Source organism: Sungkyunkwania multivorans (assembly GCF_042675645.1).
GTDB classification, from domain to species: Bacteria; Bacteroidota; Bacteroidia; order Flavobacteriales; family Flavobacteriaceae; genus Sungkyunkwania; species Sungkyunkwania multivorans.
Genome location: NZ_JBHTJH010000025.1, coordinates 69,086 through 93,839, shown reverse-complemented (window position 1 = coordinate 93,839; position 24,754 = coordinate 69,086). Strand labels below are relative to the sequence as shown.

At 42.6% G+C, this 24,754-nt stretch carries 23 protein-coding genes; 11 read left to right on the top strand and 12 right to left on the bottom strand.

Annotation, left to right across the window (positions count from 1 at the left end; translation table 11 throughout):
- Positions 1-76 precede the first annotated feature (76 nt).
- Positions 77-448: a PUR family DNA/RNA-binding protein gene (locus ACFQ1M_RS18125; RefSeq protein ID WP_386411217.1), complete on the top strand. Its 372-nt coding sequence runs from the start codon at positions 77-79 to the stop codon at positions 446-448.
- Positions 449-533: 85 nt separating this feature from the next.
- Positions 534-3,050 carry a M14 family metallopeptidase gene (locus ACFQ1M_RS18120; protein WP_386411214.1) on the top strand — a complete coding sequence of 839 codons (2,517 nt, stop codon included), beginning with the start codon at positions 534-536 and terminating at the stop codon, positions 3,048-3,050.
- A 61-nt stretch (positions 3,051-3,111) separates the two neighbouring features.
- On the opposite strand, the gene ACFQ1M_RS18115 is transcribed toward ACFQ1M_RS18120, so the two are convergent.
- On the bottom strand, positions 3,112-3,414 hold the full coding sequence (locus tag ACFQ1M_RS18115) for a phosphoribosylpyrophosphate synthetase (protein ID WP_386411211.1): 303 nt from the start codon (positions 3,412-3,414) through the stop codon (positions 3,112-3,114).
- Positions 3,415-3,556: 142 nt separating this feature from the next.
- Between ACFQ1M_RS18115 and ACFQ1M_RS18110 the strand changes: the two genes are divergently transcribed.
- Complete coding sequence (locus ACFQ1M_RS18110; protein WP_386411208.1) at positions 3,557-4,114, top strand: thioredoxin family protein; 558 nt, start codon at positions 3,557-3,559, stop codon at positions 4,112-4,114.
- Between the two features lie 10 nt (positions 4,115-4,124).
- The gene (locus ACFQ1M_RS18105; protein ID WP_386411205.1) at positions 4,125-4,646 is read left to right on the top strand and encodes a GNAT family N-acetyltransferase; all 522 of its coding nucleotides are present in this window, start codon (positions 4,125-4,127) and stop codon (positions 4,644-4,646) included.
- Here ACFQ1M_RS18105 and ACFQ1M_RS18100 read toward each other — a convergent pair.
- Positions 4,643-5,188: a YfiT family bacillithiol transferase gene (locus ACFQ1M_RS18100; RefSeq protein WP_386411202.1), complete on the bottom strand. Its 546-nt coding sequence runs from the start codon at positions 5,186-5,188 to the stop codon at positions 4,643-4,645. The genes ACFQ1M_RS18105 and ACFQ1M_RS18100 overlap by 4 nt on opposite strands.
- Before the next feature lie 209 nt (positions 5,189-5,397).
- Complete coding sequence (locus tag ACFQ1M_RS18095) at positions 5,398-6,330, bottom strand: peptidylprolyl isomerase (protein ID WP_386411200.1); 933 nt, start codon at positions 6,328-6,330, stop codon at positions 5,398-5,400.
- 308 nt (positions 6,331-6,638) lie between these two features.
- Between ACFQ1M_RS18095 and ACFQ1M_RS18090 the strand changes: the two genes are divergently transcribed.
- Positions 6,639-7,694 carry a 2-dehydropantoate 2-reductase gene (locus tag ACFQ1M_RS18090; RefSeq protein ID WP_386411197.1) on the top strand — a complete coding sequence of 352 codons (1,056 nt, stop codon included), beginning with the start codon at positions 6,639-6,641 and terminating at the stop codon, positions 7,692-7,694.
- 11 nt (positions 7,695-7,705) lie between these two features.
- On the opposite strand, the gene ACFQ1M_RS18085 is transcribed toward ACFQ1M_RS18090, so the two are convergent.
- Complete coding sequence (locus ACFQ1M_RS18085; RefSeq protein ID WP_386411194.1) at positions 7,706-9,907, bottom strand: RecQ family ATP-dependent DNA helicase; 2,202 nt, start codon at positions 9,905-9,907, stop codon at positions 7,706-7,708.
- 86 nt (positions 9,908-9,993) lie between these two features.
- Between ACFQ1M_RS18085 and ACFQ1M_RS18080 the strand changes: the two genes are divergently transcribed.
- The 4 genes from ACFQ1M_RS18080 (at position 9,994) to lptB (ending at position 13,012) form a co-directional block, all read left to right on the top strand.
- Positions 9,994-10,959, top strand: coding sequence for a KpsF/GutQ family sugar-phosphate isomerase (locus ACFQ1M_RS18080; RefSeq protein WP_386411191.1), 966 nt, complete (start codon positions 9,994-9,996; stop codon positions 10,957-10,959).
- Complete coding sequence (tatC, locus tag ACFQ1M_RS18075) at positions 10,959-11,789, top strand: twin-arginine translocase subunit TatC (RefSeq protein ID WP_386411188.1); 831 nt, start codon at positions 10,959-10,961, stop codon at positions 11,787-11,789. Before ACFQ1M_RS18080 ends, tatC begins: the two co-directional genes overlap by 1 nt.
- The gene (locus ACFQ1M_RS18070; protein ID WP_386411184.1) at positions 11,782-12,132 is read left to right on the top strand and encodes a carboxymuconolactone decarboxylase family protein; all 351 of its coding nucleotides are present in this window, start codon (positions 11,782-11,784) and stop codon (positions 12,130-12,132) included. The genes tatC and ACFQ1M_RS18070 overlap by 8 nt, the downstream gene beginning before the upstream one ends.
- A 139-nt stretch (positions 12,133-12,271) precedes the next feature.
- Positions 12,272-13,012: an LPS export ABC transporter ATP-binding protein gene (lptB, locus tag ACFQ1M_RS18065; protein ID WP_386411328.1), complete on the top strand. Its 741-nt coding sequence runs from the start codon at positions 12,272-12,274 to the stop codon at positions 13,010-13,012.
- Here the strand turns inward: lptB and ACFQ1M_RS18060 are convergent.
- Positions 13,009-13,785: a CDP-alcohol phosphatidyltransferase family protein gene (locus ACFQ1M_RS18060; RefSeq protein WP_386411181.1), complete on the bottom strand. Its 777-nt coding sequence runs from the start codon at positions 13,783-13,785 to the stop codon at positions 13,009-13,011. The genes lptB and ACFQ1M_RS18060 overlap by 4 nt on opposite strands.
- 177 nt (positions 13,786-13,962) lie before the next feature.
- Between ACFQ1M_RS18060 and ACFQ1M_RS18055 the strand changes: the two genes are divergently transcribed.
- A complete protein-coding gene (locus tag ACFQ1M_RS18055; protein WP_386411178.1) occupies positions 13,963-15,021 on the top strand; it encodes a putative type IX sorting system protein PorV2 in 1,059 nt (352 codons plus the stop codon).
- 54 nt (positions 15,022-15,075) lie between these two features.
- On the top strand, positions 15,076-16,275 hold the full coding sequence (locus ACFQ1M_RS18050) for an Lnb N-terminal periplasmic domain-containing protein (protein ID WP_386411175.1): 1,200 nt from the start codon (positions 15,076-15,078) through the stop codon (positions 16,273-16,275).
- On the opposite strand, the gene ACFQ1M_RS18045 is transcribed toward ACFQ1M_RS18050, so the two are convergent.
- From ACFQ1M_RS18045 to ACFQ1M_RS18015, 7 genes are all read right to left on the bottom strand, one after another.
- The gene (locus ACFQ1M_RS18045) at positions 16,255-17,658 is read right to left on the bottom strand and encodes a sugar transferase (RefSeq protein WP_386411172.1); all 1,404 of its coding nucleotides are present in this window, start codon (positions 17,656-17,658) and stop codon (positions 16,255-16,257) included. The genes ACFQ1M_RS18050 and ACFQ1M_RS18045 overlap by 21 nt on opposite strands.
- Positions 17,659-17,812: 154 nt before the next feature.
- Positions 17,813-18,637, bottom strand: a complete 825-nt coding sequence (locus ACFQ1M_RS18040; RefSeq protein WP_386411169.1) for a class I SAM-dependent methyltransferase — start codon at positions 18,635-18,637, stop codon at positions 17,813-17,815.
- Between the two features lie 311 nt (positions 18,638-18,948).
- Positions 18,949-20,235, bottom strand: a complete 1,287-nt coding sequence (locus ACFQ1M_RS18035) for a phenylacetate--CoA ligase family protein (RefSeq protein WP_386411166.1) — start codon at positions 20,233-20,235, stop codon at positions 18,949-18,951.
- Positions 20,222-21,235, bottom strand: a complete 1,014-nt coding sequence (locus ACFQ1M_RS18030; RefSeq protein ID WP_386411163.1) for a glycosyltransferase family 4 protein — start codon at positions 21,233-21,235, stop codon at positions 20,222-20,224. Before ACFQ1M_RS18030 ends, ACFQ1M_RS18035 begins: the two co-directional genes overlap by 14 nt.
- Complete coding sequence (locus tag ACFQ1M_RS18025) at positions 21,150-22,565, bottom strand: O-antigen ligase family protein (protein WP_386411160.1); 1,416 nt, start codon at positions 22,563-22,565, stop codon at positions 21,150-21,152. The genes ACFQ1M_RS18030 and ACFQ1M_RS18025 overlap by 86 nt, the downstream gene beginning before the upstream one ends.
- Positions 22,552-23,619 (bottom strand): glycosyltransferase family 4 protein, encoded by a 1,068-nt coding sequence (locus ACFQ1M_RS18020; RefSeq protein WP_386411157.1) that lies wholly within the window; start codon positions 23,617-23,619, stop codon positions 22,552-22,554. The genes ACFQ1M_RS18025 and ACFQ1M_RS18020 overlap by 14 nt, the downstream gene beginning before the upstream one ends.
- A gap of 28 nt (positions 23,620-23,647) precedes the next feature.
- Entirely contained in the window at positions 23,648-24,751 is a 1,104-nt protein-coding gene (locus tag ACFQ1M_RS18015) for a glycosyltransferase family 4 protein (protein WP_386411154.1), read from the bottom strand.
- Positions 24,752-24,754 lie beyond the last annotated feature (3 nt).

The following is a 24,754-nucleotide window of genomic DNA, read 5'->3' as shown; positions in this document are numbered from 1 at the left end:
ATTTGTTGTTTGATTATCTTTTTTTTTACATTTTTGGTTGACAATATCAACTACCAAAAACAGAAAAAGAAGGATCATGAGTGAAAAAGATGTTTTAGAGAAAGAAGAAATCCTATCCAAGGTCTTACGTGCTGGAAGGCGAACTTATTTCTTTGATGTTAGAGCCACCAAGGCCGGAGACTATTATTTGACCATTACCGAGAGTAAAAAATTTACCAACGAAGACGGATCTTATCACTATAAGAAACACAAGATCTATTTGTACAAAGAAGATTTTGACTCATTCAAAGACCTATTATTGGAAACTACAGATTACATTATCAACGAGAAAGGTCAAGAAGTGATCAGTGAGCGTCATCAAAAGGATTATAAGAAGGAGTACGAAGAGAATGGAGAGACCAATACCTCACCAGAATCTTTTACCGATGTAGATTTTGACGATATCTGATACGTTAAAAAACCTTTAAAATAACAGCCGTTTCGAATAATCGAAACGGTTTTTTTATTTTTACTAGGTAACCAACATTTTCGAAATGAAAAAACTAACCCTGCTATTACTTTTTATAGTCACTGCTTTATCTGCTCAAAAAACATACGATCTCAAATACTTTCTCCCTCAAAGCGATTTATATAACCAAGATATTCCAACGCCGAAAAGCGTTTTAGGCTATGAGGTTGGTAAATGGCACGTCACCCATGATAAGCTAGTAGAATACATGAAGACCCTCGCGGCGACCTCCGATCGCATCACTATTGAAGATAGAGGGACGACCTTTGAGGACAGACCGCTGCTCCTTTTGACCATCACCTCGCCTAAAAATCATCAACGCATAGAAGCGATCAGGCAACAACATCTTCAGCTTACAGAGTCGAGCGGCGCTGAGCTGAATATTGCCAATATGCCCATCGTTGTGCAGCAGGGGTTTTCCATTCATGGGAACGAGCCAAGCGGCGCAAACGCCTCCCTGCTGGCTGCGTATCACTTGGCGGCGGCCCAAGGCCCAGAAATAGAGCGACTATTGGAAAACGTCATCATTCTTTTTGACCCATCGTACAATCCAGATGGTTTACAACGTTTTGCGTACTGGGCCAATACCAACAAGAGCCAACATCTGAATTCGGACAATAACGACCGGGAGTTTCATGAGGTGTGGCCTGGCGGTCGCACCAATCACTATTGGTTTGATATGAATAGGGACTGGCTGCCGGTACAACTCCCAGAATCGCGGGTTCGCATCGCCACCTTTCACAAATGGCTTCCAAATATTTTGACAGATCATCATGAAATGGGTACCAACAGTACGTTCTTCTTTCAGCCAGGGGTGCCCGATCGCACACACCCCCTGACTCCGAAAATGAATCAACAATTGACCAAAGAAATAGCAAAATTTCACGCAAAGGCTTTGGATAAAATCGGTTCGCTCTATTATTCAGAGGAAAATTACGATGACTTTTATTATGGAAAGGGCTCTACCTTTCCAGATATCAATGGAAGTATCGGTATTCTGTTTGAGCAAGGCAGCAGTCGAGGTCATTTGCAAGAAAGCGCAAATGGTTTACTCGCCTTTCCCTTCACTATCAGAAATCAACTCACCACCGCTTTATCTACCTTAGAAGCTGCTCAGAATCTGCGAACGGAGATTCTCGGCTACCAAAGAGACTTTTATAAGAATGCCCGAAATGAGGGGGCGCGGACAAAGACAAAAGCGATCGTCTTTGGAGACGAGAAGGATGCAGCTAAAACCTTTCATCTAGCAGAGATCTTAAAGCGCCATCAGATCGACTTTCACGAGATCAAAAATGACTTTACCGCTGATGGAAAGCGCTATAAAAAGGGATCTAGTTATATCATTCCAACAAATCAGAAAAATCATCGTCTGATCAACGCAATGTTTGAAAAAAGGACCAAATTCAAGGACAGTTTATTCTATGATATTTCAGCTTGGAGCTTTCCACTCGCCTTCAATCTGGACCACACCAATCTTCCTTCTTTGAATAATGCAGGCGCCAAAGTAACGGACCTTCAACCAGCCATGGGGAGTGTTTCCGCAAAAAGCAATTACGCCTATTTGTTCGAATGGCATGAATACTATACCCCGAAAGCGTTGAATATGATCTTGGAGAAGGGGTTGCGAGCAAAACAGGGGATGACACCTTTTGACCTTCAGGGAAATCAATATGACTATGGCACGATCATGATCCCTGTTCAAAATCAAGAGCTAAACAGCGACGAGATCTACACATTCTTACAAAAGGTCGCTAAAGAATCACATATCAAAATTACTGCCGTAACTACTGGATTGACCAACGGGATCGATCTTGGAAGCAACGAATTTAGAACTATAAAGGCACCAAAAGTGGCCATGATCGTAGGAAGGGGCATCAATGCCTATGACGCTGGAGAAATCTGGCATTTGTTTGATACGCGTTATGATATGCAGATCACCAAGATAGATACAGAATATTTTAATAGGGCCGATCTGCACAAGTACAATGTGATCATTCTGCCAAACACCCAATCGGGTTTGAACAACGGGCAAAAGAATAAACTAAACGAGTGGGTGCGAAAAGGTGGGACGCTTATCGGCTTCAGAAATGCGGCAAGATGGCTAAGCAATAATGGTTTTATAAAAATTGATTACAACAAGACCCAAGTGGTTGCTAAAGATGTTCCTTTTGAAGATGCCCAGAAATTTACAGGAGCACAGGTGATCGGTGGAGCGATTTTTGAAGCCGAATTGGATCGGTCGCATCCGATCAACTTTGGCTATAAAAATAAAAGACTGCCATTGTTCAGAAATACACGTCTGTTCATTAGAGCGGATAGCACAAGCTATCGGAATCCGATAAAATATACGGGGCAGCCCTTACTAAGCGGCTATATTTCCGAAGAGAACCTAGAGCAATTAAAGCACACCGTACCTTTTAAATCGCAGCGCTTGGGAAGGGGAAAGGTTATCATATTCACCGATAATACTAACTTTAGGGCCTTTTGGTACGGCACTAACAAATTGTTGATGAATGCGGTATTTTTTAGGAACTCTTTCTAGAATATGGCAGCTATAGATCGATCAACTTTTTTGCAGAAGGGATGGCGCTAGCGACCGCAAACTAATGAACCTTCAACTTCTTGAGCATCTCTTCTGAGATTTGCCCAGCATAGACGCCATAAGAATCGACGAGCAACCCTTTTTTACCATCTTTCGTCTTTATGGCATATAGGATGGAGGAATCGTCGGTACTGGTCATTCCCTCGAATCTAAAAAAACGAACCACTTCGCACTGGCTTGCCGTCCAGCGTTCTTTCAAATGCTTGGACTCGATACCTTCATCAACCAAGTTAAAATCTATAGTATATCCCTCTTTGGTCAAGGCTTCAATTGCTTTCGATAGGCTTTCATAGCTGCGTTCCATAACACTGTTTTTTGATTTCCAATAAGTTACGAATAATCCATCTTCAAATCAAGAAATTTAACCTGGAAAAGCATCGCTATGGATCATTGCTTCTTTGTAACTTTACAGATACGCATTTTTAAAAGAACTCAAATAAATAAGCATGGCACGCACTCCTTCCAATATGCTACCCCTGGGCACAAATGCTCCCGATTTTAGTTTAATGGATACGGTTTCCGATCAACAAACAACACTTCAAGATATCAAAGGAAAACAAGGCACCGTTATCATGTTCATTTGTAATCACTGCCCGTTCGTGAAGCATGTAAATGCTGGTATTGTGCAATTGGCAAAAGACTATCAAGAAAAAGGAATCGGTTTTGTGGCCATTAGCAGCAATGATGTAAAGAACTATCCAGATGATCGTCCGGAGCTGATGAAGGAAAATGCGAAGCAAGAAGGCTTCACCTTTCCATATCTCTATGATGAGACGCAAGAAATTGCCAAAGCATATGACGCCGCTTGCACACCTGATTTCTATTTATTTGATTCTAGCTTAAAATTGATCTACCGTGGGCAATTGGACGATTCGCGGCCTGGCAATGGAATTCCAGTGACTGGAAGTGATATGCGAGGGGCAATCGATTCTCTATTGGATGGTAAAGCAGTTTCCTCCTCCCAAAAACCGAGTATTGGATGCAATATCAAATGGAAAACATAAGTTTCCACCCATGAGTTTAGAGTTTATTCGCTGTACCTCAGAGCATGTTCCTGCCTTGTCAAAGATTGGACGGCTTGCCTACAAACAATCTTATACGGATATATGGAAGGGCGAGGATGTCTCATTGTATATTGAAAAGAGTTTTTCGGAGGAAGCATTACAGAAAAATATTGAGCATCACAATTTCCAACTTTTTTTGATCCGACATGACGAGCAAGATGCGGGGCTGATCAAAATACGCATCGACAGTGCCATTGGCGACTTTAAGGCTAAAGAGGCCATGGAACTGGAGAAAATTTACCTCGCAGAAGATTTTACCAACAAGGGAATCGGGAATCGCGCCTTCGAATTTGTCTGTTTCTTTGCAAAGACGCATCACAAGAAAGCTCTAAGAGTTGATGTGATGACAACAAGCCCAGCACTAAAGTTCTATCAGCGCGCAGGTTTTGTAACCATTTCAACCTATGATCTAGCGTATCCTGGTATCAAGAAGGAGCACAGAGAAATGCAGCGTATGCTACTTAAACTTTAAAGCCACCCTTTCCGCTCTAACAAGTTTTTAATGTGATGAAAATGATGCTCGCTATGCCATGCATATTTTCCTATATGTTCTTTTAGATCTACTTCCATATCATCTTCAGGGTGTACATAGGTGCGCTTTAGCTCCTCTTCGGATAGCCCTTTGATAAGATAGACCAATTTGACATGAAGTGCCTTCAAATGATCCAATGATATCCGGATCGGTGCCAACTTTGTATCTGTCAATTCCGCCCAACGCGCTTCAAAATACGCTTTGATCATCGGGTTATCTTCGGTAAGTGCCCATTTGATCCTTGTATAGCTATGATGATGGCTATCTGCTACATGATGTACCACCTGTCGCACCGTCCAGCCATCTGGCCTATAAGGCGTGTCCAATTGTTCCTCGGACAGCCCAATCACCAATTTCTCGAGTTTTGTCGGAAATTGTTCGAGAATGTTGGTCCATTCTTTGATATAGAGATCCGTTATTTCTTCTGGCATTTCGAATTTCCCAATCGGATAACGAAGATGGTCGAGTTCGGTATTGGTCATGTCTGGTTGAATTGAACACTAAAGGTAGCGACTATTTTTCACAAAAAAGAGGCTGTCTAAAAAAGTGTCATTCCGACCTCGAGACTTCTGGGGAAGGAATCTGTTAAACATTAACGAAGGTTATACAGATTGCTTCTCCACCTGCGGTGAATCGCAATGACTCTACTTAATTCTTTTAGAAGGCCTCTTTTGTTCCTATTTATTGCTTTTTACTTTGCGTTCACCAGCTCTACATCAAAGACAAGGGTCGCATCGGGTGGTATTACCCCACCAGCTCCACGACTGCCATAGGCTAAATGTGAAGGAATCACAAAGCGGGCCTTATCACCGATATTCAACAAGCTGATACCTTCGTCCCAGCCTGGGATCACTTGTCCTACGCCCAAGGCAAAATCGATAGGTTGATTGCGCTTGTATGATGAATCGAAAACCGTCCCATCTGCCAACTGCCCTTTGTAATGTACCGAAACGGTTTGTCCTTTTTCGGCCTTGGCACCATTTCCTTTGTTGATGATCTTATAACGCAATCCGCTTTCTGTCTTATCGAAACCAGCTGCTAATTTATCGAGCTCAGCTTCCTGACGTGCTTTTTCTTCTGCCAAACGTTTTTCGCGACTACCTTCAAAAGTTCTAAAAGCCTCAACGGCGTTCCAAGCTTCTGCTTCCTCTCCTACCCTTACAATTTCCAAGCTTTCTATCATATCGCCTTGAGCTACTGCATCTACCACACCTTGTCCTTCAACAACATATCCGAACACCGTATGTTTGCCATCTAACCAAGCAGTTTCCACATGAGTGATAAAAAATTGACTCCCATTGGTGCCAGGACCTGCATTGGCCATGGATAATACACCTGGCCCAGAATGCTTTAATTCTGGATGAAATTCATCATCGAATTGATATCCAGGACCACCGACACCTGTTCCCTGCGGGCAACCCCCTTGTATCATAAAATCTGGTATCACCCTGTGAAATTTTAAACCATCATAGTAAGGTTTACCCTGAGGCTTCACATCGTTCTCTAATTGCCCCTCGGCAAGACCAACGAAGTTACCTACGGTACCTGGGGTTTTATCGTGTGTAAGTTTTACCAAGATCTCACCTTTGGTAGTATTGAATTTTGCGTAAATGCCGTTTTCCATGCTCGATTTATTTTAGGCTGCAAAAGTAAGGATTGTTCGGCGAAGCATAAAATGTTGAAAGCGGTTTTGTCGACCTGCCTTTTTGAAACTATAAAAGCTCTATGAACGTAGCGTGGAAACTTAGAGATTGAAAACTTATCTTTGAGATGACAACGACGATAAGATGTTCACAACAATAGGATAAACGCAATTTTAAAAATTGATGATCAATAGCGTAGCAATTCACCTTTTGATAAAACGAACAGCATGCACTATCATCTTTTACCGCTTAATTTTGAGACCTCTTTAGAACGAACCCTTAAGAATGAATGAATAGCATTAAAGACGCTAAGAGAAAATCGCATATCATCTTCGGGGCAGGACTTATTGGATGCTACCTCGGCGGTGTTCTAAGTTCCAAAGGAATGGATGTAGGATTGATATGCAAACCACATATCATTAAAAAGCTTGCAAACGGCTTGAAGCTAACGGACTATGCGGGAAATCTTGCACATATAAACAAGCTTCGGTTTGTTGAAAAAAGTAGCATCGGCGAGCGGTGCGATTTTCTTTGGCTTACGGTAAAGTGCACGGCCATTGCGCAAGCGGCTAAAGAGATTAAAGGCTTTATTAAACCAGAAACAGTTATATTTTGTTGTCAGAACGGCTTGGGATCTGAAGAGGTCATCAAAGAACACTATCCAAACAATCTTGTCTTGCGGGTGATGGTTCCCTTCAATGTTGCCGAGATAGCGCCCGGGCATCTTCATCGTGGATCGGAAGGCACACTTGCCATTGAGATGTCGCCGGCAGCACACAAAGAAATGATTGAAGCGGTCGCCAAAAGCATCGATAGCGATTTGATGTCGGTCACCACGACCAATAATATGCAGGCCTTATTATGGGCAAAATTACAGTTGAATCTCGGCAATAGTGTCAATGCGTTGGCAGATATCCCCGTGAAACAAATGTTAGAGGACCGTAACTATCGACTGGTTATTGCCGCCATGATGCGAGAATTGCTGGCGGTGACCAAGGTGCAAAATATTCAGCTTCCAAAAGTAACGGCAGTACCGGGCAAATATCTTCCGTTGGTCCTAAGTCTTCCTAATTTTCTGTTTAAGTTGGTTGCCAATAAAATGTTGACCATCGACCCCAATGTGCGTACTTCGATGTGGTGGGACCTTTCTCAAGGAAAAAAGACGGAGATCGCGCATTTAAATGGCGCTATTGTGAAGGCTGCTGAAAAACTGGAGATAGCATGCCCCGCTAACAAAATGATCGTCTCTTTGATAATAACGGCCGAAAAGAAGAATCTTGAAAAGGTCTCTAGACATCCTATAAGGTCTAAAGATCTTTTGCGAGCCATACGCATTAAACGATAGCTGTCATCATATCAATTTGCCACCTCGCTGATAAACTTAATACGGTATAGTCGAAGCTCCTCATCTTCATAGTCGCCATCAAACTCTTCTAGTGCCAATGAGATCTTATCGTCCTCGGTTTCCATAAAATATTCGTGCAATTCCTCTTGTTGGTCCTCGTCCAAGATTTCGTCCACCCAATAATCGATGTTCAATTTTGTCCCGCTGTAGACGATCTGCTCCATCTCTTTCATCACATCCTCCATTTTAAGTCCTTTCGCAGCTGCGATATCATCCAGTGGTAGTTTTCGATCCACATTTTGGATGATATAAAGTTTTAAGGCCGAATTGGCCCCTGTACTTTTCACCACAAGATCATCTGGACGCACGATATCGTTCTCCTCAACGTATTGTGCTATCAATTCTACAAAGTCCTTACCGAATTTCTTAGCCTTTCCCTCACCAACACCATTCACATTTTTCATCTCCTCGATATTCACAGGATATTTCAAGGCCATGTCTTCTAGTGACATCTCTTGAAACACAGCAAACGGCGGAACATTCCTTTTTTGCGCAACTTTTTTACGAAGGTCCTTTAACAGCTTCAACAATTTTTCATCGGCTGCTCCACCTCCGCTCTTATCACCAGTTATCACATCATCGGTATCTGCTTGGACATAGGTGTGATCTTCGGTCATCATGAAAGAAGAAGGCGCTTTTAGAAATTCGACCCCTGCATCTGTAAGCTTGAGGACACCGTAGGTCTCAATATCTTTTCTGAGTAAACCTGCGACCAAGACCTGACGGATGAGTGCCATCCAATATTTACCATCCTGGGCTTTTCCCATGCCAAAGAAATCCTTTTCATCCGTCTTGTGAGATTTCATCAAGGCGTTGGACTTTCCTATCAAGGTATTCACCACTTCCTTACTCTTATACTTTTCATTCGTTTCCTGAACGACCTTCAAGAGCGTTACGACCTCATCTTTGGCCTCATGTTTTTTCTTTGGGTTGCGAACATTGTCATCCATGTCTGCACCTTCACCATTGACTTCGTCAAACTCCTCCCCAAAATAGTGAAGGATAAACTTTCGTCTGGACATGGAAGTCTCTGCATAGGCCACCATCTCCTGCAGCAATGCATGTCCAATCTCCTGTTCAGCTACAGGTTTCCCAGCCATGAACTTTTCTAACTTTTCTATATCTTTGTAGGAATAATAGGCCAAGCAATGCCCTTCCCCATCATCTCTACCAGCGCGTCCCGTTTCTTGATAGTAGCTTTCAATACTTTTGGGAATATCGTGATGGATTACAAAACGAACGTCGGGCTTGTCGATTCCCATTCCAAACGCAATGGTCGCCACCACCACGTCGACGTCTTCCATTAAGAACATGTCTTGATGCTTTGCTCTGGTCTTGGCGTCGAGTCCAGCATGATAAGGCACTGCTTTGATGCCATTCACTTGAAGCACCTGCGCCAACTCTTCCACACGCTTTCTCGAGAGGCAATAGATGATACCGGATTTGCCTTCATTTTGTTTTACAAAACGTATAATGTCTGCATCAACATTCTTAGTCTTTGGGCGAACTTCATAAAAAAGATTGGGCCTATTGAAGGATGCTTTAAATGTCCGAGCGTCGATCATCCCCAAATTCTTTAGTATATCTTCTTGTACCTTGGGAGTGGCCGTTGCGGTAAGACCTACGATCGGAATATCATCACCGATGCGCTCTATGATCTTCTTAAGATTGCGATATTCTGGCCTAAAGTCGTGTCCCCACTCGGAGATACAATGGGCTTCATCCACTGCCATGAATGAAATAGGCACCGAGCGTAAAAATTCTATGTTTTCTTCTTTGGTGAGTGATTCGGGTGCCACGTAGAGCAGTTTTGTAACTCCCGCAGAAATGTCACTTTTAACTTTGACGATCTCCGCTTTGGTCAATGATGAATTGAGCACATGAGCGATACCTTCGACCTCAGAGATGCCTCGCAAGGCATCCACCTGATTCTTCATGAGTGCTATTAAAGGTGAAACCACGATCGCGGTTCCTTCCTTGACCAATGCTGGTAGCTGATAACATAGGGATTTCCCCCCACCCGTTGGCATGATAACGAAGGTGTTTTTTCCTTCGATCACGCTTTTTACAACCTCTTCCTGTAAACCTTTGAAATTGCCAAAACCAAAATGTTTTTTTAGCTCCTTGTGTACGTCAAATTCCGGGGAACCCATCCTATCTTTTTACTATTTTATATACATTTGCACTACTAAAGATAAAACTTTCTTTACTTTTAACAAACCCAATAAAATATTAAGTTTTGAACATTAGGGATAAGATCATTTCTTCGGCCAAACAAACGATAAGATCTGAGGCAGAAGCGATCACACACCTTGCCACGCTCATCGATGAGGATTTTGCCGAGGCGACAGAGCTGATCTATCGATCTAAAGGAAGGGTTATCGTCACGGGAATAGGGAAAAGTGCCATTATTGCCACAAAAATTGTTGCCACGATGAACTCTACCGGAACTCCTGCCATCTTTATGCACGCTGCAGATGCCATCCATGGAGATCTAGGCACTATATTGGATGATGATGTGGTGATCTGTATTTCTAAGAGTGGTAACACCCCAGAGATCAAAGTGCTAGTGCCACTTATAAAGAACGGGCCTAACAAATTAATAGCGATCACTTCCAATAAAGAATCATTTTTAGGGCAGCAGGCGGACCATATTCTGCATGCTTATGTGGAGAAGGAAGCATGTCCGAATAATTTGGCGCCGACCACAAGTACCACGGCACAATTGGTCATCGGTGATGCCCTTGCAATAGCGTTATTGGACTTAAAAGGATTTAGCAGTAAAGATTTTGCAAAGTATCATCCTGGCGGCTCGCTGGGCAAAAAACTCTATTTGAGAGTCAGTGATATTACCGGCAGTAACTTGAAGCCACAGGTAGGTGCCGATGCCCCTGTAAAAGACGTCATCGTTGAGATCTCGGAAAAGATGTTGGGTGTTACCGCGGTTATCGAGGACCAGCAGGTCATAGGGATCGTCACAGATGGTGATATAAGAAGGATGCTCTCCAAACATGATAATATCAACGGACTTACGGCAAAAGATATCATGTCCTCCACTCCCAAGCTCATCGATAATGATGCGATGGCCGTGGATGCACTGGATATGCTCGAAGAGCATGACATCAGTCAGTTATTAGCGGTAGACCATGGTAAATATGCGGGGGTCGTACATCTCCATAATCTTATTAAAGAAGGAATCATCTGATGGCAAAGGCGAAGAAAGACCCCAATGAGATGTCTTTTCTAGACCATCTCGAAGAATTACGCTGGCATTTGATACGTGCAAGTGTGGCCATTCTAATTGCGGCCGTCGTCGTGTTCTTCTTTAAAAGCTTTGTCTTTAACACCTTAATAGATGGCCCGCGAAAAGTAGATTTTGCGACGTATCAGTTTTTTTGCAATCTTTCGCAAAATCTGGGATTGAACGATGGGCTCTGCGTTACCGAAATGCCTTTTAAAGTTCAGCATACGCAAATGGCCTCTCCTTTTTCCATTCATATCTGGACCTCGATCACCCTAGGGTTTATCTTGGCTTTCCCATTTGTACTTTTTGAGATCTGGAGATTTATAAAACCAGGATTGCACGACAACGAACGCAAGTACGCCGGAGCCTTTATCTCTATCGGTTCTTTGTTGTTCTTCCTCGGAGTGCTTTTTGGCTACTATGTGATCGCGCCACTTTCGGTGAACTTTCTAGGAGGTTATTCGCTTGGCAATGATGCAGTGAATAATCCTACCTATAGCAGTTATATTGCGATCATCCGCTCTACCATACTCGCTGGTGGTATCATTTTTGAGTTGCCGATCATCATTTACTTCTTGGCAAAATTAGGTCTGGTCACGCCTGCATTCCTTAGAAAATACAGAAAACATGCCTTTGTATTGGTCTTGATCGCATCGGCCATTATTACGCCACCCGATATTGCCAGTCAAGTGATCGTGAGCATCCCCATCGTGATCTTATACGAGATAAGTATCTTGGTCACAAAGATCGTTGTAAGAAATCAAGAAAAGAAAGCTTTAAGAAATGGCTGATATCGTAGATGAGTTCAATGCGTATCGTTCTAAGATGAACGACCGTATCCTAGAAGACAATAATAAGATCATTAAGAGGATCTTCAACCTTGATACCAATGCGTACATGCCCGGTGCACTTGACGTAAAGACCAAAGAACTTCTGGGGCTAGTAGCCTCTGCGGTGTTACGTTGCGATGATTGTGTACGCTACCATTTAGAATCATGCCATAAAGAAGGGGTTACCAAAGAGGAAGTTTTCGAGTCTCTAGGTATCGCCACGCTAGTAGGGGGAACCATCGTAATTCCGCACCTCCGCCGTGCCTACGAATTTTGGGACGCCTTGGAAGCGAAAGATTCTTAGACTGAAGGTTGAAATTTTTGGGTTCAAGTTTGGATGGGCAACGCGCTTGTTAAATTCATGATAAACTTCTACCCATAGACGAACACCCATCACCCAGTCCCCAATTTTTGTCTATTTTTGAAGCCGAAACGGAATGTCCATGATTTTACGCGCAGACAACATAATGAAGTCCTACAAAGGACGTAAGGTAGTAAAAGGAATCTCCTTAGAAGTCCATCAAGGTGAGATCGTTGGTTTGCTTGGCCCTAATGGTGCTGGAAAGACCACCTCCTTTTATATGATCGTTGGCCTGATAAAACCCAATGACGGGAAGATCTTCTTGGACGATCAGGACATCACCACCTATCCGATGTACAAACGTGCTCAAAGCGGTATTGGATATCTGGCTCAGGAGGCCTCCGTTTTCAGAAAGTTGAGTATCGAGGACAACATTCTCAGTGTACTTCAATTGACCAAGCTCTCTAAAAAGGAACAGCTGATGAAGATGGAAGCGCTGATCGAAGAGTTTGGTTTGGGACATATCCGAAAGAACCGTGGAGACCTGCTTTCGGGTGGGGAGCGCAGACGAACAGAGATCGCTCGTGCGTTAGCGACAGACCCAAAGTTTGTGTTGTTGGATGAGCCTTTTGCTGGGGTCGACCCCGTTGCGGTAGAGGACATCCAACGAATCGTGGCTCATCTAAAGAACAAAAATATTGGAATCTTGATCACCGACCACAACGTCCAGGAAACTTTGGCGATCACAGAGCGTTCGTATCTGATGTTCGAAGGAAGTATTCTGAAGGCAGGAAAGCCCGAAGAACTGGCTGCCGATGAAATGGTTCGCAAAGTATATTTGGGCCAAAACTTTGAACTGCGTAAAAAGAAATTGGACTTTTAAAGTCCGTTTTTAGGTATTGGGTGTTGGGTGTTGGATGTTTTGTCAAAGAGGGACATCAACACATACAGCAAAATGATCAGGGGTATCGCTACAAATTGAAGTAGTGCCAAAAGCAACACGCAAGCGATCAAAAAGATATAACGGATCGCATTCTCCTTAAATCCCCAAGTTTTAAACTTTAACGCAAATAGCGGCAAGTTGGCATTGAGCAAAAAGCTGCTCAATAGGGTCATTCCGATGAGAAACCACTTATTTAAAATGATATCTCTGAAGAGATCGTTACTCTGAAATTCCAAGATCAACGGCAACGAAAGTACGAGTAATGCATTCGCAGGAGTTGGCAGACCGATGAAAGACGTTGTCTGTCTTTCGTCTATGTTAAAGTTGGCCAAACGATAGGCAGAAGCTAGGGTAATCAAAAATCCAATGAACGGAAGCAGCCCAACTTTAAATCCTCTCCACTGCGTAAATTCTCCAACGCTGTTAACAATACTTAGGCCTACAACACCTTCTACTGAAGATAACAACTGAAACATCACCAACCCTGGTACCAGACCACTGGTCACCATATCCGCGAGGGAATCCAGCTGTAACCCCAGTTCGCTTTGGACCTTCAGTTTTCTCGCGGCGAGGCCATCAAAAAAGTCAAAGAAAATACCAAGAAAGACAAAGAAAGCAGCAATGATCAGCTCGTCAGATGCGGCAAAGACGACCGCAATGCAACCACAGAACAGATTTAATAACGTAATAAGGTTCGGAATGTGTTTTTTCATTGAGTCTTTTATCAGCGTAAATATAAGTAAGGATTCACAATTTACGATAGGCTGCAAGTGATTTTCCGTCTTGCCTTTCAGAATTCCCTCAAATTAACATTTCCGAACAATAACTAAGCGCTTTTAGAGTTTATCTTCTTAGAAAAAAGTGAGATATTTGCACAAAACTAATTGCGTTTGAAAAGGTTTTTACTAGGATTGATCCTACTCTCTAATGTGGTTTTAGGGCAAACGGTCGTCAATTACTCTAACGAATTTATGAACATTGGTGTCGATGCTGCGGCCTTTGGTATGTCTAATGCCGTGGTTGCAAGCACCAGTGATGTCAATTCCGGCTATTGGAATCCTGCAGGTTTGATCAATCTAGAGGACAATCAGCTGGCATTGATGCATGCCAATTATTTTGCCAATATCGCCCAATATGACTATGCAGCTTTCGCCATGCCTATCGACGAGGACAGTGCCTGGGGAATTTCTTTGATACGATTTGGCGTGGATGATATCTTGAATACCACGCAACTGATCGATGCCGGCGGCGTCATCAATTTTGATAATGTCAGCTTATTTTCCGCTGCGGATTATGGTGTTACCTTTTCTTATGCGAGAAATCTGAAGATCCCTGGTTTTAGCTGGGGTGCCAACGCAAAGGTCATTCGCAGGGTCATTGGCGATTTTGCCAAATCTTGGGGGGTGGGCTTTGACCTTGGATTTCAATTCAAAAGAAGTAATTGGGAGTACGGCATCATGCTTCGCGACATTACTACCACCTACAACACTTGGCAGATCGATGAGGACGCTTTGCAAACCTCCAATCCCAATATCCCAGAACAGCGACTTCCGGAGACCATGGAGATCACAAAACCAAAAATGCAGCTGGGAATCGCCAGAAATTTCACCTTCCACTACGATTATACTTTGAGAGCGGAGCTTGACCTTAACATGCGCTTTGCAGAGACCAATGACATCTTCTCTACCTCAGCGGTGAGTTTTACTCCTGCCGTCGGACTGGAATTTGGCTATACCGATCTTGTGTTTGTGCGAGCCGGTGTGGGTAACTTCCAGAATACACCAGGCATCGACGGTAGTGATGAGACAAGTTTTCAGCCTAACTTGGGAGTAGGTTTCAAATACAAGGGTATTCAGATAGACTACTCCTTGACCGACCTAGGCGACCAGAGTGCCGCCATCTACAGTAATGTCTTCTCTATAAAGATCGATTGGACACTTTTTAGATGATCTTATTTTATAACTCCCCAAAGTAGTTTAATTTAGTTGCACAACCCGATTCCTATGAGAAGAATATTCTTTGCACTGCTACTTCTTCTATTTTTCAATCAAGGAGTTGCTCAGGCTCCAGCTAACTTTCAACTTTCAGAAAAGGCAGAGATCAGCCTCCTGACCTGTGGTCCTGGGACTGAGCTCTATTCTCAGTTTGGGCATAATGCGTTTAGAGTTAAAGACCCCCTTTACGGCATTGACGTGGTCTATAATTACGGGACCTTTGATTTTGACACCCCTTACTTTTATGCCAAATTTGCTCGCGGTAAGCTGCTCTACCAATTAAGTCGCTCAAAATTTGAGCGCTTCCTATACACTTATCAGTACGAAAATCGCTGGATTAAAGAGCAAATACTAAATATTGATCAGGAGGCCAAACAAGAATTGTTTCAATTTCTAGAGATCAATCTAAAACCCGAGAATCGTTCATACAAATACGATTTTTTCTTTAACAACTGCGCCACAAAGATGCGAACCGTTCTTCAAGAGGTGATGGACGGAAAGGTCAATTTTGATGATACTGTTGAAACACCAATGACCTTTAGAGCAATAATACATCAATACGTTCAGCACAACAGTTGGAGTGGTTTTGGAATCGACTTGGCGCTAGGCGCAGTCATCGATAGGGAAACGACGGCCAAGGAACGTTTTTTCATACCCGATTATGTCTTTGAAGGATATGCCGATGCGAATCTTCGAAATAGAGCTGAAAATAAGGTGGAATTGGTGGAGAAGACCGCAACGATCTACGAGCCTGCTGTCAAAGAAAATAAATCATTCTTCCTAACGAGTCCATTGGTCATATTCTGTTTGTTGATGATCGTCATCCTTTGGGTGACCTACAAAGACAACAAAACCGGTAAGCGCAGTACTTGGCTAGATATCATATTGTTTTTAACCACAGGTCTTGCTGGTTTGGTGATCTTATTTCTTTGGTTTGGCACCGATCATTCGGCTACTGCGCTGAATCTTAATGTACTTTGGGCCTTTGCACCCAACCTATTTGTCGCTTTCCTTTTAAAAAGGAATAAGAAATGGTTTGTTGGATATATGAACCTTCTTATTGTTTTGGTGCTACTGGTAGTACTGATCTGGGCGATCGGATCTCAAATTTTTCCATTGATGTCCATACCTATTCTCGTTGCGCTGGTGGTACGCTACGGCTATTTGAGAAGCTTCTATAAAAGATCCCTATCGACCTCGGAAAAATAGCACAGTACTCAAGGTCTTCACTAAAATGCTAGCATCTAGAAAGAAGCTGCGATGTTTGATGTAATAGAGATCATATTGCAATTTATGAAGACTATCTTCTTGCGAGGAACCATAGTCTGAACTTACCTGCGCCCAACCGGTAAGACCGGGTTTGATAACGTGACGCGTTTCATAGAAGGGAAGCTCTTTAGATAGGGCCTCGACAAATTCTGGTCGTTCTGGCCTTGGGCCAATGATACTCATCTCTCCTTTCAGTACATTGATCAGTTGTGGCAATTCATCTAACCGTGACCGTCTGAGAAAATTTCCAAAGGCGGTGATCCTTGGGTCGTTTTGCTGTGCCCATTGCACTCCTTCCTTTTCAGCGTCCACTACCATGCTGCGCAGCTTGTAGATCTGAAATGGAGCACCATATTTACCCACTCTTGTTTGCGTATAAAATAAAGGGCCCCTATTTCCAACAAGGTTTCCTAAAAATATCAAAGGAAGGATCGCCAGCGTAATGGTCAATCCGATCACCGAAAGTAGAATGTCCATGAATCGATGATAGAAAAGATAGAGTTTGTTCTGGTTACTTCGGCTAAACGGAAAATATCTATAAAAATCCTTCCCGATATATTGCACGGGAATACGATTGGTCAACTCCTCATATACTTGGGTATATTCGCGTATAGGCAAACCCGACTCCAACAGGTCGATAAGATCGTCAAACAGTTTTTTTGCCATTTCATCAGATTCGTTGCTCGCGATGATCAGCTCTGAAATTCCAAGTTCCTTGACCAGTGCCTTCAAATTTTTATCGTTCAGCTGCCGTACATCTTTTAGAGCAATGGAATCTTTGTTCCCAATTTCAGTGTTGATATACCCCGCTATATGTATGCTTGGGGTCGTCTCTTTGATGGCCTGATACATGACACCCACCTCATAGGTAGATCCAATAAGCAACACCCGCTTATAAAATCGGGGCTTGGAAATAAAGAAGACATAAGCAAAGCGCCATAAGATCACGGGAATGGTGATCGAAAGAAAGAAATAGAGTATCTGAAGACGATTCTCAGGTAAAACGGGAGTAAGCTTTGGCGTCAAAAGGTAGAAAAGCATGGTGATCGAAGTGGCCAAAACCACATTGGGCAGTATTTGGTCCAATCTACTAGAGCGCTGTAGGTCGTACCACTCAAAGATGTTTGCAAAGATCGTAAGATAAAGGAGCAGTACGATGATCCAGTACCAATTTTCGGGAGAAATACTTAGATAATCAAAGTTGAAGAAGTTGGAAACCAGCACCAGGCCAAGTACTACGCTGAGGATGTCGAATATTCTAAGCAAGATCTTGCGCTCGCTTATTTCGAAATGTATATTTGACTTTCGCGTTAATTCCTCCATTTAAAAACTAAAATAGCTAATATAAATCATTTGATAAATAGTTAAATGATCACAAAAAACCATTTCTTACGTTGAATCTTGTGTTTATGAATAAAATTTTAAGATCGATCGAACACTTCCGAAGTTACGAAGAATAGCGCTGCAATGCGCCATATTAGACCGTAGTTTTTCGTTGTAGATGCATAGTGACATGCATACATTTGTATAACTCATTCTGCTCTTCTATGTTCCAGTCTTTATCCACAAGACTTTTGATCTGGCGTTGTTTCCAACCTTTGGAAGCAGGTACAATTTTTAGCAACAATCCCCATTTGCTAGCCCCAAGAATCCCGTGCGTAGCAAGAACATCGTAGCGATCGTATAATTTCTTAAAGGTCTTCTTTGTAAATGGCCATTCCCAATCCTTATCACTTTGAAAAGGACGATAGAGCATTCGCATCACTTTGATAGGAAAGCTGGTTTGTAAGGGGTCATAAAGGATGATCTTGCCTCCTGGTTTCAATTTTTGGTCGATACGATCGAGCAGCATGTCAAAGTCCGCAAAATGATGCATGACCCCATATGCGTAGATCAAATCGAAAGCCTCCTCGTCAAACTCATCAGAAAGGAAATCGACGGCCAATGCCTTGGCGTTTTTAAAGCCCTTATCCCTGAGTCGCTGTTCCAAACTATTGATGGCCTTATCACTAAGATCGATACCGATATAACTTTTGGCATTTTCTGCCATATACATCGTGTGGTGGTTTCCATAAAGACAGCCAAGATCTAACACCTTGTAATTCTCTATTCCTTCAAGCCATTCTTTATGTTTGTTATAGACCTTTTGTTTGATATTGAATTGGTTTCTAAAACCACTGAGCACCCCGTTCCTTATCTTTGACCACAACTTGGTGGCAGCGTTCTTTTTCTTGGAAGGCGTATTGTAGAAATCCCGTTGTTTTTTATTTATCTCTATGGTCTCTTTTAGAGCGTCTTTCATCTATTTTCAATTTTTATTTCATCTCTATAAACCAATAAAAATTAATTGCACAGATGTAAACGTTGCACTTTTACATAAAAAATTCAATTATACCGTTTACTATGCAACTAATTGATTTTTTTTATGCTCATTTCATATCAGGGCAATTAGGCGCTGTAATTTAGAAAGAATGATTCAATTATATGAAATGAACATTAAGAAATTTATTTGATAATGGAGATTTAAATGCGTTACAGGCGTGTACACCTTCATACGGCCATTTTGGCGAACGAAGGCCTCGAGGTAATTTACCATCAGCTCGTTGCTGGGGGTCAAAGATGCGAGATAAAACTCTTTTTTTTAGCATTTGTGATCGAAAGCATATGATCATCGATCACCGTGAACGAAATGTCTTCTTTAAAATATCTCTTGATCTCTTTCTTCAATAGGTTTTGTTCGGCCTCGCTCATTTTTTGTTCGACATAGAATTCCAAGTTTCCCTTTGTTCGTTGAATCACCTGATAATTCAATTTTAAGTCATGTACCTTTCCAAGATTTTTGAAGATATAATAGAAATAGAGGCTAGGATAGATTCCCTCATGACCATACACACTTTTCCCCACACGTCCAGTGACCTCATTAAGGATGGCATGTGCTCGCCCACAGTCACATTTTTCGGTTTCTTTGGCCAGTGTTATATAATCCCCCAATTTATATCGGATGATCGGAAATGAAAACATCTGAAGGTTGGTGAGCAAGATCTCGTTCTCCATCTCCTCCACGATCACCCCTTCCATGTTGATATGCATTTTTCCATGGGGACACTCAAAAGCGATGATTCCCGATTCGGCAGCGCCATATTCACTGATCATCTTCCGTCCAAAAGCTTTCTCCACTTCATCCTGATAGCTCTCATAGATCTTTTCTGATGTACCTTTAACGAGCTTCAGACGCTTTGGTCTTTCTAATCTTTTTTCATTGATCAATTTGGCAGTCTGATAGATCATCGAAGAATACCCATGAATGTATGTTGCACTTTGAAGCTTCATCACGAAGCTTTTAAAAGCCTTCTCTTCGTAGCTAAACACTCGAAATCTATTTTGAAGCGTATCCAGTAGCCATGTCTTTAATCTCTCTGACCAAGAAAAATTGAAGCCCCAGAAATAGCCATTGCGCTCCCATGGTTGAACTTCATACCAAGAATATCCTCTAAAGATGGCCGCCCGGTTAAACGAATCTGCAGCTTCTTCTCGTTGGAACACTAATGAATCTCCAGAAGAACCCGAGGTGGTGGCGGTAAAGGTTTTCTTAAATTTGTAATTGGCATGGATGTCTTTGTTATTCTTAAGAAGTTGCTCTTTGGTGAGTATTGGAAGCTTTTCGATATCTCCAAGGCCCTTGATTTCGTCGGACGAGATGTTTTCCTTCTCAAAAATGGACCTGTAATATGGGGAATGCTCATAAGCGAAGGACACCAGTTCTTTTAGCTTTGTCAACTGATAGGTCTCTAACTCTTCTCGGCTCCACCGATCGGAAGACCGCAAGAACTTCATCCAAGCTGGAATGGATGGATTCCGATAGCGTTGGCCAAGTTGAAAGATACTTCTATGCAACATCATCTAGCAGTTTAAACCATTGATTCTTTATCGTTTGCCAATCAAACGTTTCTGCTTTCGTCCGCGCATGGCCTGTTATACTTTTCACTATGTCGGGCCTTGAAACAAGCTCCTCGACAGCCGCTGCCATTGCTATTTTATCATGAGGTGCGACCAGCATTGCGTCCTTACCATCTTCTAGAAGAAATGGGATGCCTCCGACCTTGGTAGAGACCACAGGCAACCCCAAGGCCATCGCCTCTATCACACTAACCGGCATATTATCAAAATTGGTCGTATTGACAAAAATATCATGATCCTCAGAACGCTTTATCCATTCCTCTTTGGTGAGTTTACCCGTAAATGTCACCTCAACGCCCAATGCCTTCGCCTTTTCTTTGGTAGCTTCGAGCGAACCATCCTTTTCTGGACCAACCATGCACAGTGACGCCTCATACCCTTTGTCTAAAAGTATTTTTAGCACCTCGACCGCCATAGTGGGATTGTAAATAGATGAAAATGAACGCACCCACAAAAGCTTCGGTTGTACTTCGCTTCTCGATCTGTACTGATAATGATCCAACTCGATATTGTTAGGAATATAGGTGACGTTATCATATCCTAGATTTTCAAAGGCCTCTAACATGTATTTGGAAGGGGAAACGTTGGTGACCGCATTTTTGAAGACAGCCGTGCTCATCTTCGGACTTTGTAAGATCCTATTCGGCAAATTCCCGCCATGTAAAATTGGGATGTAAGGAAGTCTCAGCATCCTACAAAAAAGACTTACCAGATAGGCATAATAGAAGTTGAATGTGCTGTAAGTATCTATTAGCACCACGTTGACCTTTCTCCTTTTGATCACGGAGAACAGCATATGCATTAAACGGAAGAACTTATTATTTATCGAAGAAGCATAGTACACCTTATAGCGGGCTTCAAGCAGTTTGCCTAAGCTGTCTATTGTCGAGGTGGTTCTGCCCTTCTTTTGTAAGTTGTTTCCTATGTATAGAATTTTTAACATTCACGATACTTAATAGCGAGAGTCCGTAGATAAATGCTGGCGCCGATATTCTCATGGAGGAGTGATTGATGGTCAGAAACCAAAAGGCAAAAAAGGATAACATATAGATATTTCGGTGCCAAACGAGAAAACGGAGTAGCGGCACGAAGAACAAGATAGCCATGGCCAATATGCCTAGCATCCCGTGTTCTGCCAAGATCCTACTAACTTCATTATGCGAAGCGGCCATGACCCCAATTCGATGATATCGATATTCCTTGTTCTTTCCTACGCCAATCCCAAAGAAGGGGCTTTCATTGAAAGCCTCTATTTCTGCGGCGATGAGCTCTTTGCGTCCAGTGGTCACATCTTCTTTTTGTCGCCCTATGGCATCTTGGTTCTTGTAGCGTTTCTCGAGCATTCCTGCTGATAGAAAATTCGAATAAATAAAAGTGCCTAGCATCACCAAGATCAGCAACGAAAATACCTTTATCAATTTGGCCTTAAGCCTTCCTGTCGAAACCAGATAGACCATCCCAAGAAAAAGCGCGACCATCACCACCGAGGTAACGACTCCTCCTCTAGAGAAAGTGAGCAGCGCCCTAAAGGTCATGATTGCCAAAAGGCCTGCATTGATGGTTTTCCAAAGAAGCGTTGGTGACCATAAAATATATCTCACAAAGAAGATGAACATTCCGATTCCCAAGACCGTGGCGACCTGGTTGGGACCAAAACCTCCCGAAGTCTCAAAATTTGACTGTGTCCCTGTGATCACCGCCTGTAGATCTGGAGTGTATAAAAACAAATAGACGGTCATTGAAATCACTGGAAGACCCATATAGAACAATATCTTTTTGATAGTGTCGAAGCGTACTCTTCTACCGTAGCAATGTATTGCTGCAATACCCAAGGTCACCGGCCCACTAAGGTTGAATGCTATCGCCTTCCGCAGATTTGTCTCATAATCAAGCGCATTCATTGCAACGAACACTCCTGGTATCAAAAGCAGGATATATATGTAGTAAATGATCGTCCGCTGTTTATTGGGCTTATAGTATTCTGCCAGCAAAATATAAATGATCAAGGTATACTTTACCTGTTCGTAGAAGAATGTCCCACCCGTCATCCTGAAGAAGGTATCGCCCCCAACATAATACGCACAGAAGACCAGAGCGATATTCCCCATATTCTTCCTTTTAATGATGATCCATAAAAAGGAAACAAAGACCACCGCAAAATACAGTTTCATCAAAGGCTTGAAATACGAAGCCATCACCCCTAGTCCAACATGGACCAAGATGAGGAAAAGTTCTCTTTGGAAGTCTGATATATCTTTTTTAAACCGAATCATAAATCTCCAACAACGTCTTTATAATGGCTACCTCACTGTAATTCTGATCAATATGCTCTTTAAAGGATTGAGCGCTCTTTTCTCTTGTTTCTTCGTTTTCTATATAGGTCTGCATCGCCTCGGCCAGCAAAATAGGATTTTCTGGTGGAACTACAAGGCCATTCTCTTCATGTATCACTACTTTTCCACACTCTCCAACCTCCGTGACTATTACTGGGAGTCCCCCTAGACCATACTCCAACAAAGATACTGGGAGTCCCTCAGATCTTGACGATAGTACACCGATCGTGGCTTGTCCAAGTACATTTTGTATGTCATTTACACTTCCATAGCAAAAAATATCTTCCCCTAGGTCATCTTCAATAATTCGTCGCTTTACTTCTTCCGCATAGGTATCCTCAAAATCTTTACCTACTAAGTGCAGGGTCCAATCGGGAAACTTCATAAGAACTTTTTTAAAAGCCATGATCAAGGTAATATGATCTTTTTGAGGTCGAAGATTGGCCAAACAAATAATGCGTTTCCCTTCCATTCCTTTAAGTACAGTTCCAGAAACCATCTGCCGCGAAGTAGCGGCAAAGTTGGGCAAATAGGTAACACGACTTGTGCGCAAGTTCTTCTTGGCCCATTCCTTTAGCAACAAATTCACCGATATGACCACAGAGAAAAAACGAGAACACCATTTTAACATCTTGAAGCGTCTTGAAGCAAGTGCCTCACTATTACCATAGTGATCGTGCCAAACGATCTTGACGTGTGGTGTGATCAATTTTACAAGTGTAGCTAAAAAAAATGATGAAGAGTGCGCATGAATTATCGTGATCTCTTTAGATGAGACAAACCTTCGCAATCGCCAAATGGCAGTGATGTCTATTGTTGTTTTCTTTTTTAAGAAAAGATAGCTCACTTGATCAGCTATCGATGCTTTCAATGGCCCTTCCTGGCGCGTGGCGCAAAGGAAAGAATTCACCCCATTGGAGCCGACCAATGCATTGGCGATGTTTACCGCCATCCGTTCCGCTCCGCCAGCGTCCAACGAATCTATGAGTTGCAATATGCCTTTCCTTTTTTCAATCACCTCGTTACAGTAACTTCTTTATCTCGGTCTCAAACTTCTCTAAGGTATATTGGCGGGACCATTGCATCGCTGCTTCGGCCATTTGCAAATAACGTTCTTTTTTATTGAATAATTGTGTTATTTCTTCGATGGCGGCCGAAATGTTCGGTGCTATCAAAATACCTCTATTACCGTTATCCAGCATATAAGGCACACAAGAAACTTCTGTAGCGACGGGCACTGCGCCCCAAAACATGGCTTCGGCAATGGCCTTGGGCCATCCTTCGGACCTTGAAAGTAGAAACACGAAATGTGCGTTTTTATACGCCTTGCTTACTTCTTCTTTACTTCTATTGCCATGCAACATGATGACTTCTTCTAAATTATTAAGTTGAATGAACTGCATTAGATCATCCCGCATTTCACCTTCGCCATAGACATCCATACGAACTTGATGCCCTTCTTTGTGTAAACGCGCTATGATCTCTGCTGCCAGTACAGGGCGCTTGCCCACAGATAAGGTACCTACAAACATGAATCGTACTGTATCATTCAATGGTCTTAGCGATATGGCTGTTTTTTCAATTTCGCTATAAGTGGCCGTAAAAAAAGGTAGCACATTTTTCGTTTGATTTGGCCAATCACCATAAGCCAAGACCTTCATGTTCTTAGTGAGAAAGGTATTCGATAGTATACGCTTTTGCAGTCTATAGCTCCATGGTTGTTTGCTCTTGGGATCCCAATTTCCTGCATATTTGGCGGTTTTTGTCTTGCTTGGAAAGAAAATTTGCACCACGCATCCGACCAGCCCCACATTTCCAGGACATCTCAAATGAATATGGTCTGCCTTTTTACAGGACCTCCATATCTTATATGCTACTTTCGGAAGTTTGATCAGTGTCTTAAAACCGTTTCGAATCCCAACCAAACTAAACTCTGGAATTTGGGACAAGCTTATCGATCTATGTTTGTAAGCCGTACTTAAGGTCTGCTTTTTTGCATTGCTTGCTTGCAATGGCGCCACGACTTCTACGGTATCCACATGCTTCAACCAAAGATTCATCTCGTTAACGTATGGGGCATAGGCCGCAAGGCCATTTTCGGTCTCTTCGTGTATTACATGAGTCATGAT

What these genes read in the sequence shown, in the direction of transcription:
- ACFQ1M_RS18125 (WP_386411217.1), top strand. Translation starts at nt 77, where the DNA reads ATGAGTGAAAAAGATGTTTTAGAGAAAGAAGAAATCCTATCCAAGGTC.
- ACFQ1M_RS18120 (WP_386411214.1), top strand. Translation starts at nt 534, where the DNA reads ATGAAAAAACTAACCCTGCTATTACTTTTTATAGTCACTGCTTTATCT.
- ACFQ1M_RS18115 (WP_386411211.1), bottom strand. Translation starts at nt 3,414, where the DNA reads ATGGAACGCAGCTATGAAAGCCTATCGAAAGCAATTGAAGCCTTGACC.
- ACFQ1M_RS18110 (WP_386411208.1), top strand. Translation starts at nt 3,557, where the DNA reads ATGGCACGCACTCCTTCCAATATGCTACCCCTGGGCACAAATGCTCCC.
- ACFQ1M_RS18105 (WP_386411205.1), top strand. Translation starts at nt 4,125, where the DNA reads ATGAGTTTAGAGTTTATTCGCTGTACCTCAGAGCATGTTCCTGCCTTG.
- ACFQ1M_RS18100 (WP_386411202.1), bottom strand. Translation starts at nt 5,188, where the DNA reads ATGACCAATACCGAACTCGACCATCTTCGTTATCCGATTGGGAAATTC.
- ACFQ1M_RS18095 (WP_386411200.1), bottom strand. Translation starts at nt 6,330, where the DNA reads ATGGAAAACGGCATTTACGCAAAATTCAATACTACCAAAGGTGAGATC.
- ACFQ1M_RS18090 (WP_386411197.1), top strand. Translation starts at nt 6,639, where the DNA reads ATGAATAGCATTAAAGACGCTAAGAGAAAATCGCATATCATCTTCGGG.
- ACFQ1M_RS18085 (WP_386411194.1), bottom strand. Translation starts at nt 9,907, where the DNA reads ATGGGTTCCCCGGAATTTGACGTACACAAGGAGCTAAAAAAACATTTT.
- tatC (WP_386411188.1), top strand. Translation starts at nt 10,959, where the DNA reads ATGGCAAAGGCGAAGAAAGACCCCAATGAGATGTCTTTTCTAGACCAT.
- ACFQ1M_RS18070 (WP_386411184.1), top strand. Translation starts at nt 11,782, where the DNA reads ATGGCTGATATCGTAGATGAGTTCAATGCGTATCGTTCTAAGATGAAC.
- lptB (WP_386411328.1), top strand. Translation starts at nt 12,272, where the DNA reads ATGATTTTACGCGCAGACAACATAATGAAGTCCTACAAAGGACGTAAG.
- ACFQ1M_RS18060 (WP_386411181.1), bottom strand. Translation starts at nt 13,785, where the DNA reads ATGAAAAAACACATTCCGAACCTTATTACGTTATTAAATCTGTTCTGT.
- ACFQ1M_RS18050 (WP_386411175.1), top strand. Translation starts at nt 15,076, where the DNA reads ATGAGAAGAATATTCTTTGCACTGCTACTTCTTCTATTTTTCAATCAA.
- ACFQ1M_RS18045 (WP_386411172.1), bottom strand. Translation starts at nt 17,658, where the DNA reads ATGGAGGAATTAACGCGAAAGTCAAATATACATTTCGAAATAAGCGAG.
- ACFQ1M_RS18040 (WP_386411169.1), bottom strand. Translation starts at nt 18,637, where the DNA reads ATGAAAGACGCTCTAAAAGAGACCATAGAGATAAATAAAAAACAACGG.
- ACFQ1M_RS18035 (WP_386411166.1), bottom strand. Translation starts at nt 20,235, where the DNA reads ATGATGTTGCATAGAAGTATCTTTCAACTTGGCCAACGCTATCGGAAT.
- ACFQ1M_RS18030 (WP_386411163.1), bottom strand. Translation starts at nt 21,235, where the DNA reads ATGTTAAAAATTCTATACATAGGAAACAACTTACAAAAGAAGGGCAGA.
- ACFQ1M_RS18025 (WP_386411160.1), bottom strand. Translation starts at nt 22,565, where the DNA reads ATGATTCGGTTTAAAAAAGATATATCAGACTTCCAAAGAGAACTTTTC.
- ACFQ1M_RS18015 (WP_386411154.1), bottom strand. Translation starts at nt 24,751, where the DNA reads ATGACTCATGTAATACACGAAGAGACCGAAAATGGCCTTGCGGCCTAT.